This window comes from Desulfurococcus sp. (assembly GCA_026626905.1).
Classification (GTDB): domain Archaea; phylum Thermoproteota; class Thermoprotei_A; order Sulfolobales; family Desulfurococcaceae; genus Desulfurococcus.
Map to the genome: position 1 here is coordinate 95916 of JAPNUX010000001.1, position 15476 is coordinate 111391.

The 15476-nt window shown below is 46.8% G+C and carries 11 protein-coding genes and 1 pseudogene; 8 read left to right on the plus strand and 4 right to left on the minus strand.

Annotation, left to right across the window (positions count from 1 at the left end; translation table 11 throughout):
• Positions 1–3: 3 nt before the first annotated feature.
• Together OWQ48_00525 and OWQ48_00530 are read left to right on the plus strand one after the other, a co-directional pair.
• Positions 4–3546 carry a hypothetical protein gene (locus OWQ48_00525; protein ID MCY0867707.1) on the plus strand — a complete coding sequence of 1181 codons (3543 nt, stop codon included), beginning with the start codon at positions 4–6 and terminating at the stop codon, positions 3544–3546.
• A gap of 15 nt (positions 3547–3561) precedes the next feature.
• Positions 3562–4776 (plus strand): ABC transporter permease, encoded by a 1215-nt coding sequence (locus OWQ48_00530; GenBank protein MCY0867708.1) that lies wholly within the window; start codon positions 3562–3564, stop codon positions 4774–4776.
• Positions 4777–4779: 3 nt separating this feature from the next.
• Here OWQ48_00530 and OWQ48_00535 read toward each other — a convergent pair whose 3' ends face one another.
• Positions 4780–5808, minus strand: a complete 1029-nt coding sequence (locus tag OWQ48_00535) for a TIGR00269 family protein (GenBank protein ID MCY0867709.1) — start codon at positions 5806–5808, stop codon at positions 4780–4782.
• A gap of 78 nt (positions 5809–5886) precedes the next feature.
• Between OWQ48_00535 and OWQ48_00540 the strand changes: the two genes are divergently transcribed.
• Positions 5887–6555, plus strand: coding sequence for a metallophosphoesterase (locus OWQ48_00540; GenBank protein MCY0867710.1), 669 nt, complete (start codon positions 5887–5889; stop codon positions 6553–6555).
• Between the two features lie 69 nt (positions 6556–6624).
• Positions 6625–7269 carry a class I SAM-dependent methyltransferase gene (locus OWQ48_00545; GenBank protein MCY0867711.1) on the plus strand — a complete coding sequence of 215 codons (645 nt, stop codon included), beginning with the start codon at positions 6625–6627 and terminating at the stop codon, positions 7267–7269.
• 31 nt (positions 7270–7300) lie between these two features.
• On the opposite strand, the gene OWQ48_00550 is transcribed toward OWQ48_00545, so the two are convergent.
• Together OWQ48_00550 and OWQ48_00555 are read right to left on the minus strand one after the other, a co-directional pair.
• Positions 7301–7939: a class II aldolase/adducin family protein gene (locus OWQ48_00550; GenBank protein MCY0867712.1), complete on the minus strand. Its 639-nt coding sequence runs from the start codon at positions 7937–7939 to the stop codon at positions 7301–7303.
• Between the two features lie 34 nt (positions 7940–7973).
• Entirely contained in the window at positions 7974–9467 is a 1494-nt protein-coding gene (locus OWQ48_00555; GenBank protein ID MCY0867713.1) for a carboxypeptidase M32, read from the minus strand.
• Positions 9468–9637: 170 nt separating this feature from the next.
• On the opposite strand from OWQ48_00555, the gene OWQ48_00560 reads away from it, so the two are divergent.
• The 4 genes and pseudogenes from OWQ48_00560 (at position 9638) to OWQ48_00575 (ending at position 14182) form a co-directional block, all read left to right on the plus strand.
• Positions 9638–10564, plus strand: coding sequence for an MBL fold metallo-hydrolase (locus tag OWQ48_00560; protein ID MCY0867714.1), 927 nt, complete (start codon positions 9638–9640; stop codon positions 10562–10564).
• Between the two features lie 26 nt (positions 10565–10590).
• Positions 10591–11289, plus strand: coding sequence for a phenylalanine--tRNA ligase beta subunit-related protein (locus OWQ48_00565; protein MCY0867715.1), 699 nt, complete (start codon positions 10591–10593; stop codon positions 11287–11289).
• A gap of 291 nt (positions 11290–11580) precedes the next feature.
• A complete protein-coding gene (locus OWQ48_00570) occupies positions 11581–12927 on the plus strand; it encodes an acetyl ornithine aminotransferase family protein (GenBank protein MCY0867716.1) in 1347 nt (448 codons plus the stop codon).
• Positions 12928–13060: 133 nt separating this feature from the next.
• Positions 13061–14182: pseudogene (locus tag OWQ48_00575) on the plus strand (DUF763 domain-containing protein).
• Positions 14183–14255: 73 nt separating this feature from the next.
• On the opposite strand, the gene OWQ48_00580 reads toward OWQ48_00575, so the two are convergent.
• On the minus strand, positions 14256–15434 hold the full coding sequence (locus OWQ48_00580) for an iron-containing alcohol dehydrogenase (GenBank protein ID MCY0867717.1): 1179 nt from the start codon (positions 15432–15434) through the stop codon (positions 14256–14258).
• Positions 15435–15476 lie beyond the last annotated feature (42 nt).

A 15476-nucleotide genomic window follows, 5' to 3' on the forward strand; every position in this document is an offset into this window, starting at 1 on the left:
TGCATGAATACCACTTTACCACGCATCCTCTTAACCCTCATAATAATTGGAAGCCTAGTCCAGTTAACTCTAGTTAATACTCAGCAATCCGAATGGGTTCTAGAAGGCTACTCCTACAAGTCGAGGACCGGTGGCAACGTATACCCTGGCAGCTCGGCGACAGTGCTCACAGTAGACTACAGGTATACAGGGTTAAACACAGCTCTCTCACCTCACGCCTGCCTCTCAACACCAGAAGGCTTTATGATTAGAGGAGCTGAGTGCACTGGAGCGGTGTACCCTAATGGAACATACGCTACTATAATATACCAGGGGGATGTAGCTAGGTTCACCTTCACACTAGATGTATCCCGTGATGTCACGCCAGGCGATCACTATTTCACCTTGAATATCTCATACTACGTTGGCGGTGAGAGAAGAACTTACACCACGCTTCTAAAAGTCAGTATATCACCTTATCCTCCTCTCCTACTAGCAGTTGATAAAGCCTACTTCACCCCATACAGCTATGCTGGCTCAAACCCTGTAAGCTTATACCTGGAGGTATTGAATAATGGTGCCACAGATGTAACATCCATGGATCTCACATTGAGGCTGCCCAGCGAGTACTTTACGCCTCCAGTAGTCAATGCAACGTATACAGGTCGCATAGCTCCGAGTGAAGCAGCCTCAGTAGTCTTCAGCGGCATTGAAATTAAACCCTACACTCCCCCCGGCGTGTATAAAGTGCTCCTAGAGGTTTCAGCGAGACTTGAAACCAGTGATGGAGTCTCATACCGTGATTCAACTATACTAGAGCTCACTGTGAGTGTTGAAAGCGCTCCGCAAGTAGATTTAAGAGTACTAGACTACTCTCTTACAGCCCAGTACCCGTTGCCCGGCTTAAACAACACGGGTTTAAGACTCCTACTACAGTCCCTTGAGCCTACTACCCTGAGAATAGTCTACATGGAGGCTGAGTTCAAGGGAGCTTCAACAGGCAATGGCAGTAGCCGCGTGATCGTGGAGGTAGGCCAAGTGCTCTCATACATGGATACAGTTGAATTGAGGGTTATAGGCCTCAATACAGCGGAGAATACTTCTATAGTTGAAGCCGACATCCTGTTATTCTGCATGGTGAACAGGGAGGGAGCATGGTATCCTGCACTACACCATGTAAAACTAGCTATACCTCTACTCTCCCTCGCCAAGCTCAATGTGTCTGTAAGTAGTGTCTCCTGGCTGACAGCTGAAGCGTTCCCCGGCTCCACTAACCTAGGTCTCACTGTAACAATACTGAATGCAGAAGGCTTCAGCCTCCGGGATATTGAGGCAGTACTATTACTGCCGGAGGGATTTAAGCCGAGTGAAGTAGTCTCAAGGAATAACATGGTAAACCCGTATTCTCTAGCCGAGATATCTTTCACAGGCATTGATATAGCTGCATCCACCAGTCCAGGATTATATAGAGCCCCAGTGATTCTCAAAGGCTTCATTGTGAATAGTGATGGCTCAACAAGGTACGTCGAGCTCACGTTAAGTGTTAGCCTAGTAGTACTAGGATTCGAAGAGCGATCCCAGTGGATTCCTAGACTCGAGCTAGCAGACTACTACTGGGGTGAGGTAGCACCTGCCTACGTGTACCCTGGGAATCCGAGAGCGGCTTTAACAGTCGTGCTAGCTAACACCGGGTTGTATCAAGCCTCCAACATAGTAGTGGAGATCCAGGCTCCCAGCGACGTGAAGCCTATACTGCATAATGCTACCTGTACTACACTGCTTACACCAGGCTCAACATGCCAAGCTGTATTCTACCTGGATCTCTCCAATGCATCACCCGGCTTAAAGCTGTTTAATCTCACAGCAAGGTACCTTGTTGATGCATTTAACACTAAGATCGCTTTCAACAGTACATTAAGCTTCAAGCTACTGCTTCCAGAATACAGGGCTGGCAGCGGGTTGGCAGTAGCTTACTCCTCCTGGGAGAGTGGGAACCCCGTGTACCCAGGTGAGAAGGGAGTAGTCTACACTATATCCATAGCTAATCTCGAGCCGTACCCGGTATACTCGATGTGGATTCACATTGAACCCCCACTGTGCTTTAAGATCCATGAGGGCTTCGATGAGACAGTTTACGTTCCCGGGCCCCTTAACAGCCTCCAAGTGTATACAGTAAGCTATACTCTAGATGCGTTCTGTGAAGCCCCTGGCTCGTACACTGGGTACGTTAGTGTAGACTACTACGTGCAGTACGCTGGAGGTGGGTATAGGAAAAGTATTAGGGAGCCCCTGGTCTTCACTATAAGCGATCCAAGTGATGCTGTTGAAGTCGTATACGCTGGATGGCTGAGCGGGGCACCAATAATGGGTGAAAAAGGTGTAAGCTACTATATTGTCTTAAGGAATAAGGAGTTCCCATCTCTAGCAAACCCTATTCTAATCTTGCACTTGCCGCCTGGGTTCACGGATGCTTCAACCAATACTGGGGAGGCTGTAGCAACACCTTTAACTGTAATACCAGGACAGCAGCTTCAAGCAGTACTGCAGGGTACCGGCTTAGCCAATATCCTCCAGGCAATTCAGCAGGCTAGCAGCCAGCGCCAGCTTCAAGCGGGGAGAGGGGATGTAGTGGTTTTCACTGCTAGAATAAACATTGTGAATGCTACAAGTGGATCCTATAGTGTACCATTCACGCTGTCATTCACAGATCACTGGGGCTACGTTTACAGCTTGAATTCAACGCTCACTATGAGATTAGAGCTTCAGCCACCGTTAATATCAGTACGCCCGGTAACCCCTGTTATCTACTTTGTGAACGGCTCAAGCATTCTCGACATAGAGGTCTCTAATGAATACAGTGCCTCAGTCTATAACGTCTACGTAGCTCTAATACCCTCCTCGAGTAATGCTATACCTCAAGGAACCGTCAAGTACGTGGATGAAATAAAAGGTAATTCAAGCGTGAGGCTTAGATACGAGCTGATATACAACCCGGTTTCAATCAGCATGGGGGGTGGTGTCACAGTCACCCCGACGTCAGCTGTATTCACTGTGACACTAATGTACAAGGATTCATACGGCTACACTAGGACAGTAAACACTACGATCTCAGCGGTCGTAAAGCCCTTTATAAGCATAGAGGTCACGCCGGATACTACTGCCAGATACTACAATGAGAGCAGGAAGCTAACAGTCAGCGGTATTCTACTTAACAGTGGTTTAACCCAAGCTAGAAGCGTATACGTGAAGGCTGTCTGCGGTGAGGCTTCAGGGTACTCGTTTATAGGTGATATTGATCCATCCTCTCAGATACCATTTAGAGTAGACCTCTCACCAGCTGAAAGGCCTGAGAACTGTAGCTTAATCATAGAGTTTAAGGATGAATATAACTCTCTCTACACTGTGAGCCAGAATATTCCAGTCCAGCTTGTAGCAGGACAGCCACAACAGCTGGCGGCTCCCTCGGGTAGCAGCTATGAAATATACCATGTGGTCGTGGTGGTTGTGGTATCGCTATTCCTAGCGGGAGTATTCTTCATTCTCTACAGGCGTGTAGGTAGACACTAGCTCAAGGCGATTGCAGTGCTGTTAAGTGATGCTATTAGGCTCAGCTTCAAGACGCTTACAGAGAAGAAACTGCGAGCTCTACTAACGATCATAGGTATAGCTATAGGGCCTATGGCTCTTATAACTATAGGCGGTGTCACCTCAGGTTACGGCGACTACATTATTGAGAGTATCACTGGGCTGGGACAGAACCTCATAGTTGTTACGCCGAGCAGTGGCTACAAGCTTACGAGCAGCGACCTCAACACTCTTAAGAGTATTAATGGGGTAGCAGACGTCTCACCATTCTATTCAACTCAGGGGGAGATGTATCTAGGAGGCGAGAAGAAAACTGTCTTCATCTACGGCGTTAACCCGGAGTTCCTTTTAAAGGCTTTAACAAGCTTGAGTGTCAAGGAGGGTGAAACACCTTCTCCCAGTGATGTGGGTAAAGCTCTAGTAGGCTATAAAATAGCTTTTAGCGATAACGGCGAGCCCAGATACCTTCTCGGTGACACTATCTCTATAATAATATACAGTATCCAACCCGGGGGGAAGATAGAGTTGAAGAGGCTTAACCTCATTATATCAGGTATACTAGACAAGTATGGGGGAGCAGCATTCCTAAACCCTGATCAAACGATCTTTATTTCAATGGAAACTGTTGAAAAAATGCTTGGTGTAAAAGAGTGGAGCGGTATCCTCCTGCTAGCCGAGTCGCCTGAGAGAGTTGAGGAGGTTTCAAGTACCGTGAGAAACATGTATAGCGGGAAGGTTGATGTCATATCCTTCCTAGCTATAGCGAGGATTGCATCAAGTATAATCTCAGCTGTAAACTTCATAACATTCGCTGCAACCCTCTCAGCATTCGCTGTTGCTGTCGCCGGCACTGCATCAACAATGATAACGAGTGTCATGGAGCGTACAAGAGAAATAGGTGTCTTGAAGGCCCTTGGATTCAAGGATAGAGAAGTACTATTCCTCATAATACTTGAAGGAGTGATAATGAGTGCTATAGGATTCATCATAGGATTCGTTGTGGGGTATGCAGGGTCACACCTGCTATCATCAAGAGGGATGGTGATATCAAGCGGTGTCTTCTCCATTAGTATTCAAGCATCACCTAAGATTACAGTTAAACTGGTGGGGGAGGCAGTGATCCTCACTATTCTGACAGGTATCTTTGGGGCAGTGTTCCCAGCATATAGGGCTATGAAGATACCGCCAGCTGTAGCTTTAAGATACGAGTAGTATTCACCCTGAGGAGTCCACTATCTCAGCACGATAAATGTATTTTCGGAGCTCAGGGTACCGTTTAACTGCATCTATAGTTTTACCAGCCTCCTCACTACTCATTAAACCCAGCTCAAACCTGTAGAGGCACGCCCTGCACACAGGATGGGATGAAGGCTCACCACATATCTCGCAGTTATATCTTCTACCTTCAGCCTCCTGCAGCGGTCTTTCAGTTAGAGAGATAAGACTGTTTAGTAAACCATGCTTGAATCCCGGGTACTTGTCTTCAAGCTCGTTTAACGCTTTTCTTACAGCAAACCTTATATTGTATTGAGCGTAAGGACACTGCACGTAGTCTGGCTCGATTAAACCGTTTAAGAGAGCGTATAGTGCTGACTCCTTCTCCGGGATCATGTAGAATGGCTTAATTCTCCTAATGAACACGCCTTCATCGCTGGAGACAACAGGAGTCAACTTGAAGATCTTACTAATGCTGTTTGAAGCCAAGTTCATAATGAATGTTTGAACCATGTCGTCGAGATTATGTGCGGTAGCTATAACTGTACCCCCGAGCTTCCTAGCTGCTTTATTTAAAACATACCTCCTGAAAACCCCGCAGTAACTGCACGGGAGGTATGGAAGCCCTTTCTCTCTTCCCTTCTCAATGATCTCATCGAGTGTTGCACCAACATACTCCTTGAATGAGGCAATATGGTACTCTACGCCTGTCTTCTCAGCGTACCTTACGAGGTTCAGGATAGTCTTCTCTCGGTATCCTTTAATGCCTTCATCAACTAGAACTGCTGTCACCCGCCAGCCTGGCATCTTCCTAGATAGCTTATGAAGGATGTGGAGGAGGGCCATTGAATCCTTGCCTCCGCTTACCGCGACAATTATGTGCTCCCTCCTTCCCAGCATTCTATACTTTCTTATAGTCTTCTTCACCTTCCTCTCAAAGTACTCTATGAAGTGCTGTCTGCAATAGGCTCTCCTATTCACAGGGTTAACGTACACAGCTGGCTTCTCGCAGATACTGCAACTGGGCATTACAACACCTTGTACTTTTTACTTTTCCTAATAGATAGTTAAGCTATAAGGGTCTGCTGGTAGAAGGGGGTATTATCCTTGACTAGAATACTAGTTTTAAGCGATATACACGAGAGAACCCAGAAGCTTAAACTACTCTCCAAGCGGGTTGAAGTAGAAGGAGGAGTAGATGCTGTTATTGTAGCCGGCGATTTAACCTACTATAAGACTATGGAGGTTGCAGTCGAGGTCCTGAGGAAGCTGAGGGAAGCTATAGGTAGGCCGGTTTTCTTCATTCCAGGCAACTGTGATGACCCAAGGCTTCTTAACGCGGGGGAAATATACGAGGGTATTATAGGAGTGCACGGTAGAGCTGTAGTATTAGACAACTACGTGCTCTACGGTATCGGTGGGGGAGGTATATCTCCATTCCACACTATGATCGAGTTCAGCGAGGAGGAGTTCAGTAGATTCCTGAATGAGGCTGAGGAATTAGATCCCTCAAGGTTGATCATGGCTACCCATCAACCAGTACACGGATTCTTCGATAAAGTTGGAGGCGTCAACGTGGGTTCAAGAGCATTCAGGAGGTTCCTTGAAGAGCGTAAACCCCTCCTCTGGGTGACAGGGCATATACACGAGCATTCAGGATGGACTAGAGCAGGTTCAACAATAATAGTTCATCCAGGCCCCTTTATGAGAGGATACCACGCTCTCATAGAGCTATCAGGTACAACCGTCAATAGAGTAGTAGTTGGAAGAGTGTAGGAAGCCATCATAAACCCTGCCACCAGGCTATTAGGGACCGTAGATTAACGTAACATGAGGGAGGAGATCATGCCTAGAATAGCTCCTTTCGAAGAATACCCCACCAGATACGATGAATGGTTTGAGAAGCATAAATACGCATATCTCTCAGAGCTCAATGCTATCAAGCTACTACTACCGAGATTCAAGAGGGGACTCGAAATCGGCGTGGGAACTGGGAGATTCGCTATACCACTAGGGATAAAGTTTGGTGTTGAGCCTTCGAAGCGTATGAGGGAGATTGCTGCACAGAGAGGTGTTAACGTTGTAGATGGCGTCGGTGAAAACCTTCCATTCAAGGACGGCTCGTTCGACTTGGTATTAATGGTGACCACTATATGCTACCTCGACGATCCATTGAAGGCCTTAAAGGAGAGCTATAGGGTTCTAAAGAGTAAGGGTGCAGTAATCATAGGATTCATAGATAGGGAGAGCCTCCTGGGAAGAATATACATGGAGGAGAAGGATACAAACCCCTTCTACAGGGATGCATCCTTCTACACTGTACGAGAGGTGGTGGAAATGCTATACGAAGCCGGCTTCAGAAGCCTTGATTTCACGCAGACGATATTCAGGAGGCTTGATGAGATAAGCGGGGAGGAGCCTGTAAAATACGGTTTCGGTGAAGGCTCATTCATTGCTGTAAGAGCCTTCAAGCTGGGTAGCATGTACTAGCTACTTAAAAGTAAAGTATACTTACGCGGCTTCACGTGAGTATCCTGCTTGAAGACTGGCCTCCCGCATGCAAGACAGGCGTTCCTCCTCCCGTCAGTATCTCTGAAAGCACGTACACCTGGGATAATCTTTCAAGCAGGCTTAGGACTTCAACAGCCTCCTCGAGACTACCTCCCACTGCGACGACACCATGGCTTGCCAGTAGAACAGCCTTACGGTCTCCTAGAGCTCTAACAACATTTTCAGCTAGCTGTACTGTACCGTAGGGTGCGAACTCAGCGACTCTCACCTCTCCTCCTAGGAATAATACTGCCTCCTCTATTATCGGTGGTAGCGGCTTCCGGGCAACTGCTAGAACCGTCGAGTATACTGTATGTGCGTGTATTATTGCATTGACATCGTTTCGAGCCTTGTATATAGCTAAATGCATGTTCACCTCCGAGGAGGGCTTCCAGCGGCCTTCAACTACTCTCCCCTCAGTATCAATTACCACTATATCATCAGTATTTAAACGAGACTTTACAAGCCCGCTTGGTGTTATGAGCACGTGGTTAGAGTCCGGTACTCTCATGCTTATGTTACCGGATCTACCATGATTAAGGTTCTTCTCCTCGAGGAGGCGGGCTACCTCAACTATCCTAGCCTTTAAATCCGTGTACAGCGCTGTCATCTACTATACCTCTCAGAAAAGTTTGGCTTGACGGCTAGCCTAGATACTTCTCCCTGATGTATTTGAGGAAGTATTCTGGGTTGTATTCGTCGCCCAGCATTCTTCTTAGAAGCTCCTTAGGTGGGTATGTAGCACCCCACTTATGTATCTTTTCTCTCAGCCATTCACGCACTTCATTGAACCTGCCGTTTAGTATTGTATCATGGAGATCAATGTCTCTTGAGATAGCGTATTTTATCTGAGCTGAAACAAGATTGCCTAGAGTGTAGGTCGGGAAGTATCCTACACTACCCATACTCCAGTGTATATCCTGAAGTATTCCTTCACTAAATGACCTCGGCTTAACTCCGAGTAGCTCTTCCATGCCTTGATCCCATAACTCGGGTAGCTCGGCTACCTTGACTTCACCTCCTATAACTAGCTTCTCGAGCCTTGCTCTTAACACTATGTGCATGTTGTATGTTACCTCGTCGGCGTCAACTCTTATGAGGCTTGGGCGGACGGTGTTAAAGTAGTAGTAGACGTCGTCCACAGAGTAGTCTCTCAGGAACTCTAAGTGCTCTCTTAGAACCGGGTATACGAGTTCAGTGAACTCACGGCTTCTACCGATAATATTCTCACAGAATCTACTCTGGCTTTCATGGATACCAAGGCTGACTCCACGTCCTATTGGAGTGTACGCGAGAGCTGGATCAATCTGCAGCTGGTATAGTGCATGGCCGAACTCGTGGAGGACACTGTACATTGTTCTCTTGAAGTCTACGCCCTCATACCTTGTTGTAATTCTTACATCGTAGACACCCATGTCTATTGTGAAGGGGTGGGCTGATACATCTAGCCTAGCCCTCTTACCTAGCGGGTATCCAAGCAGCTCTAGAATCTTCTTGTTGAGGGCTTCCATTCTACCCTTATCGTACTCTACATTCTCAAGTGGATGGCTTCTCGGGTACTTGGATTCTGAGAGCACTTTATCTATCAGGTTCTTTAATTCTCCAGCCAGCTTCGAGAGTATTGAGTCAACGTCACTAGTTCTTAACCCCTCCTCGTATAAGTCTAGGAGTGCATCGTAGGGGTGCTTCTCCCATCCCAGGTAGTCTGCTGTCTTCCTGCTTAAATCAAATATTTTCTCCAGGTAGGGCTTGAACTTCTCGAAGTCGTTTTTAGCTTTAGCCTCCCTCCAGACCACCATGGCTTCCTGTGTTGTCTTAGCCATCTCTGCAATCAGCCATGGAGGGAGAGCTTTAGCTATCCTAATTGATCTCTCCAGGGTTCTCACAACTCCTCTCTCGTACTCGTTTAAATCCTCTGACCTCCCAGCTTTCTCAACAAGCTCAACGAACTCAGGCCTCAATAGTAGCTGTTGTGAGAGAACCTCTAGTTCAGCTCTAGCTACAGCTCTATCCTTGTAGCCTTCTTCAGGCATGTATGTCTCGCTATCCCATCCCATGAGTGAGGATGCATGGTCTAGTGCCCATAGAACCCTATACTTCTCAAGGATCTCCTTTACAATTGGATTCTGGAAGACCAATGTAAGACGCCTCCACGCCAGCTATAAACTCATAAGGCTGCTGAAGTAATAAATTTAATCTAACGGCTTCACAGGCTGTTACAGTTGATTGCTGAAGGCTTACCGTGATCCAACGCTTCAAGCAGATAGCCTAACGCTTTATTAGCATCATGTAATCTATTACCAGTTAGGTGGCGTGTTTGAAGATTGAACTTCTGGCTTTCGATAGCATGGGAGTTAGATCCATGTCTACTTTCATAGAGACTCCTGATGCTCGAATACATATCGATCCAGCTGTCTCCCTAGCCCCCCGCCGCTATGGTCTACCACCTCATCCAAGAGAGATTGACCGTCTAGTAGAAGCTGGAAGGTTGATAGAGGAGAAGGCTCGTAGAGCTGATATAATAATTATAACACACTACCACTACGACCACCACGACCCCGGCTTCTTAATCCCTGTCGACATATACCATGGGAAAATAGTGCTCGTTAAGGATCCACGCAGCAACATTAATGCTAGTCAGAGAGCTAGAGCCTCAACTTTCCTAAAGCTTATTGAACCTATAGCTAGGGATATACGTGTAGCTGAAGGCAGTGCTCTAAGAATCGGGGAGACTAATATAAGAATAAGCCAGGCTGTACCTCACGGGCCCACCACTAGGCTCGGCTATGTTGTTGAAGTCAGCGTTAAGTACAAGGAGAACAGCGTGGTTTACACGAGTGATGTAGAAGGGCCCTGCCTCGACGAGCATGTAGGCTTCATTCTAGAGGAGAAGCCTGAGACAGTAATCTTGGATGGGCCTTTAACATACATGCTTGGCTACAGGTATTCGAAGAAGAGCTTAGAGGCGAGTATAAGCAACCTTAAGAAGATTATTGATTCAGGTGTAAAGAGAATAATAGTAGACCACCACCTCTTAAGAGACCTTAAGTATAAGGAGGAGATTAAAGAGGCCATTGACTACGCGCTAGCTAGGAAAGCCTCTATTATAACAGCAGCTGAATACATGGATAAACCTGTAGAGCAGCTGGAAGCTCTAAGAAAGCAGCTGTACGAGAATGAGCCAGTGGAGAAACCCGAGATCCCCGAGAACCTTAAAGAACTCTTAGAAGAGTAGAGGCCCCCAGTAAGGGCTGGAATACTTTGACTTCAAGTACCTGCAGTATAGTTGAAGACAACCTAGTGGTCATCGAGGATGATGCCCGAGAGCTAGGGGTGAAAATAGCTTACACGGCAGCATGGGGGCCGGCAGTCTCTACTCTGAGTGCACAGATACTAGAGCCAGTAGTAAGCGATACAATTAATTACTTAAAGCGGGCACTATCACTCAATACTCTCAGGGAGGATCCCCGTGTAAGAGCCTATAGAGACTTCTACTGGAGAATAGGTGTGGATCCAACGAAGACTAGGCCTAGTAGCGAGGCTCTAGTCAGGAGAATCCTGCGAGGAGAGTTCCCTAGAGTAAACCCGGTAGTAGATGCAGGAAACATTGCTAGCGCGAGAAGCATGGTGCCGATAGGCATGTATGATCTAGAAGCTGTAAGCCTACCACTGGCTTTAAGGCTTACAAGAGGCTACGAGTCCTTCAAGCCTATAGGTGGAGGCGAGGAGAGACTCCCCCAAGGGATCCCCGTGGTGATTGATGCTAAAGGCAGAGTTATCCACGTATACCCTCATAGAGATTCTGCTGAAACCTCTATTAAGGCGTCGACGAGTAAAGCGCTCATAATTGCTGCAGGAGTCCCGGGAATACGTAGTGAAACCCTCATAGAAGCCCTTGAAATCCTCGCAGGGCTACTAGCACTCCTCAACTGGAAGACCTGTACTGTAAGACTAGCTTGATGAAGCCTAGCTCACTGCGTCTACATCTAGTTGTATTAGCACTTACACTCCTGCTGATAGCAGTATTAGTGTATTCATGCTTAACAAAGCTAGGTCGGTGCACTCAAGGGATTCTTCATCAATCCGAGAGTACGGCCTTCTTCATCCCTAGTCTCATAATTTTATCTTACACCCTAATTTAAGGATAGTGTAGCTTACTACTAGGCGTGAGTGTAGCTACCTGAATATATTATATACGTATAGATAGAGTATATATACGTCAACCTGGATATAAGCTAAGGGTGTTAGAGATTGAAGCCTGAGGTTAAAGTGAAACCCGGCTCACCTGGCAGTAAATCAGTCTACTGGATTGAAGAGCACTTCAAGTACGTTGCAACAACAACACACGACCCTGAGAACCTACCTCTTGTTATTGAAAGAGGAGAAGGTGTATGGCTGTACGATGTTGACGGGAACAGGTATCTCGACTTCTCTAGTGCTATAGGAGTAAACAATCTAGGCTACCCTACACACCCGGAAGTTAGAAAAGCCATCATAGAGCAACTCGACAGGCTTGCCCACGCAGCTGGAACAGATTTCTTCAACCCCTACCAGGTTATGCTAGCTAAGAAGCTAGCTGAGATATCACCAGGGAGGATCCCTAGAAAGGTATTCTTCTCGAATAGCGGGACTGAGGCTAATGAAGCCGCTATAAAGATAGCTAGACATGCAACCGGGAGAAAACTCTTCATAGCCTTCTACGGGGGATTCCATGGGAGAACAATGGGGTCTCTCGGGTTAACTGCTAGTAAAAGCGTCCAGAAGAAACACTCGTTCCCATGGATGCATGGTGTAATCCACGTACCTTACCCCAACCCGTACAGGAATCCGTGGCATATTGACGGCTACGAGGAACCTGAAGAGCTAGTTAATAGGGTTGTAGAGTTCATCGAGGAGTACGTTTTCGATAAGCTTGCACCGGCAGATGAATTCGCAGCAATATTCTCGGAGCCTATTCAGGGTGAAGGCGGGTATGTCGTGCCTCCTAGAATGTTCTTCGGGGAGTTGAAGAAGATTGCTGATAAGCATGGTATACTACTAGTGGTAGACGAGGTTCAAATGGGCTTGGGTAGAACAGGCAGGATGTTTGCAATAGAGCACTTTAATACTACTCCTGATATCATAACGCTGGCTAAAGCTCTCAGCGGTGGCGCAGTACCAATAGGTGCAACAGTCTTCAGAAGCGACCTCGACTTCAAGCAACCAGGCATACACAGCAACACCTTCGGCGGGCACGCGCTTGCATCAATAGCAGCCTTGAAGACCCTAGAGGTCACCGAGAAGCTTCTCCCTCATGTAGCGAGGCTGGAACCCTTATTTAGAGACGAGTTGAGCGAGCTAAAGGATAGAGTAGAGCAGATTGGTGATGTTAGAGGTATAGGTTTAGCTTGGGGTGTTGAAGTAGTTAGAGATAAGAAGTCTAAGATACCAGAACCTGCTCTGAGAAATAAGATTATTACTAAGGCACTGAAGAACGGTCTCGTGCTCCTGCCGTGCGGTAAATCCTCGATAAGACTCATACCACCCTTAGTGATAAGTGAGGAGGAAGCTAAACTAGGATTAGAAGTATTCAAGAAGTCGGTGAAGGATTCTCTTTAACCACCTTCTATACACTTCTTTACACTTCTTCCTCGGAACCAGTGGTTAAAACTAAATGCATGGTTTAAAGCGCCCGGTAGTGATACTATATCTTAGGAGTCTAGCACACTACGGTAAGCACGTGGGTACTCAAATGACTACTCGCGGGATAGCCGATCTCCCACTACATGATGGCCGTGTACCCTACTTTCTACTCGAGAGAATGAAGAAGCTGGGGGGATTAATCGCCCGGTACATTGTGGAGGTTTACGGGCCGAGAGAGTTACTCTACAGGTTATCTGACCCGCTATGGTTTCAAGCTTTCAGCAATGTTATAGGCATGGACTGGGATAGCAGTGGCTCGACAACAATAGTTCTCTACGTCTTGAAGAACACTTTTCCTCCAGGGATGCTGAAGGATAATGAGGTTGCTGTACTAGGAGGTAAGGGGAGTGATTCAAGAGCTGTGGTCAGCGAGGTTAAAGCTATAGGCAGCATAGTGGATGAAGAAAGAGTGGTTGATGCGAGTAGAATGGCCGCTAAGATCGATGGCGTCGCCTTACAGGACGGCTACAACTTGTATATCCACGGCTTAATAGTAGACTATGATGGCAAGATTCTCGTGGTACAGCAGGGAATGAACCCTAGCTTAAAGATTGCTAGAAGATATCATCTTCAACCTCCTGAGAGCTCCTCGTTTACAACGAATATAGAGCCTCATACAGGTGTAGCCTCAATTAGAGTCGAGCCCTCTCTAAACCTAGCTGATGCTGAGAGCAGAGAAGCTAGGAGAGCTATTATAGAAATAGCTTCATCAACACCCCCGGGATCACTGGTTAGGAGTTTAGCGGAGGTGAATAGGCGTCTTAGAGGTGAGCCTTCAATCTTGGCATGGACGTCTAGTGGAGGGCTTGTAAGCGGAGTGGAGGAGAGGAGGCTTGCAACACTCTACCCAAGGTACTATAGGCCTGTAGCCAACTTAAAGCTAGTTGAAAGAATTGCTGAATAATTAAAGATAAGAGGAGTCTTAGAGTTCGATGAACTACTCAGGATACCGGGTGTAGGAGCTGAAACTGTGAGAGCTCTAGCTTTAATTGCAGACTTAATCTACGGCTATAAGCCTTCACTTAGGGATCCCACGACACTACCACTGGATCCATTCCTCTACGCTTACGCTCATGGAGGCAAAGACGGCGTCCCATACCCTGTTAGAGTGGAGAATGTGGATAAAACCATAGAGTTCTTCGCGAGTGCTCTAGAAGAAGTTAAAGCTTGAAGCCGGGAGAAAGAATTCATGTTGAAGAAACTTGCAGAATTTGCTAGGAGAATGAAAGCTATGGCTGCCGCTTCTAAAGGGATCTCTCAACGATATCCCTGAGGATCTCGACGTCCACCTTGAATGGTATTGAAGTGTAGCGGGTATTGATCATTCTCATAGCGAATTCTAGTGCCTTCTCTACATCACTTCTATCCACGCCGTAATCACTTAATCTCTGGTCAAAACCTATGGACTCCTGAAATCCTTTAACAGCTGTGTACGCTTTCCAAGCGTCTCCGCTCACAGGCTTGACTCCAGGGGCAAGAGGCTTTAATACTAGCGCTGAAGCCTCAGGAACCGCTTTGTGAGTGTAGTAGACTACTGCCGGGCCTATAATACCTAGGCCTGCTCCATGAGGTAGCTCCGGGTAGAGTCCGCTGAAAGCATGCTCAATAGCATGGCCTAGGTGAGTCATGGATTGATCAATTGCTATACCAGCTATCATTGAAGCGTATAGTAGCCTCTCCCTGTAATCCACGTTTCCAGGGTCTCTTAGAACCCTGGGGAGGAAGCGTGTAACAATACCAACCGCCTCTCTGGCTAGTGTTGCTGTTAGAGGATTACTGTAACGTGAAGTAGCAGATTCATAGGCGTGGTAGAATGCATCGAGGCTAGTGTAAACTGTTTGATCTCTGCTGAGAGTCCTTGTGTATAGAGGGTCATCGAATCCTAAATCAGGGTATCTTACAGCTACTCCCCTCTTCTCTATGGTTCCATCTATTGTGGCTACAGCATACCTATCGACTTCGCTTCCAGTACCATGGGTTAGATTTACAGCTATTAAACGCAGACGAGGGGAATTAAGGGCTAATCCTTGATTCCTCAGTATGTCTGCAGCACTAGCGCCTGTAACAGCTGTAATAGAAGCTATTTTGGCTACATCTATGACGCTCCCGCCGCCGGCAGCTATTATAAGGTCTACTTTGCTCTCCAGAGCCATCCTGCTAGCTTCATCTATGATGCTTGTATACGGGTTTGGCTTCACGCGGTCATACACTAAGTATTCTACGCCAGCCTCCCTCAGAGAGTCCATAATGGCATCTAAGGCGCCTGAAACCTTCGCAGCACTCTTACTGGAAACTATTAATGCTCTCCTAGACCCTTTTACATTCTCAGGAAGCTTTTCACGGAGGACTCCTGCCCCGAAGAAGAGTGTTACATCCTCATATCTAAGTTTAAATGGATTGCTTGAAGTCATTTGGTATCCCATGAGCATGAATTATTGTGCTGGAATATAAATGATTCTTGAGAT

Excerpts from the sequence above, each read along its gene's own strand:
- OWQ48_00525 (MCY0867707.1), top strand. The coding sequence starts at position 4 with ATGAATACCACTTTACCACGCATCCTCTTAACCCTCATAATAATTGGA.
- OWQ48_00535 (MCY0867709.1), bottom strand. The coding sequence starts at position 5,808 with ATGCCCAGTTGCAGTATCTGCGAGAAGCCAGCTGTGTACGTTAACCCT.
- OWQ48_00545 (MCY0867711.1), top strand. The coding sequence starts at position 6,625 with ATGCCTAGAATAGCTCCTTTCGAAGAATACCCCACCAGATACGATGAA.
- OWQ48_00550 (MCY0867712.1), bottom strand. The coding sequence starts at position 7,939 with ATGACAGCGCTGTACACGGATTTAAAGGCTAGGATAGTTGAGGTAGCC.
- OWQ48_00580 (MCY0867717.1), bottom strand. The coding sequence starts at position 15,434 with ATGGGATACCAAATGACTTCAAGCAATCCATTTAAACTTAGATATGAG.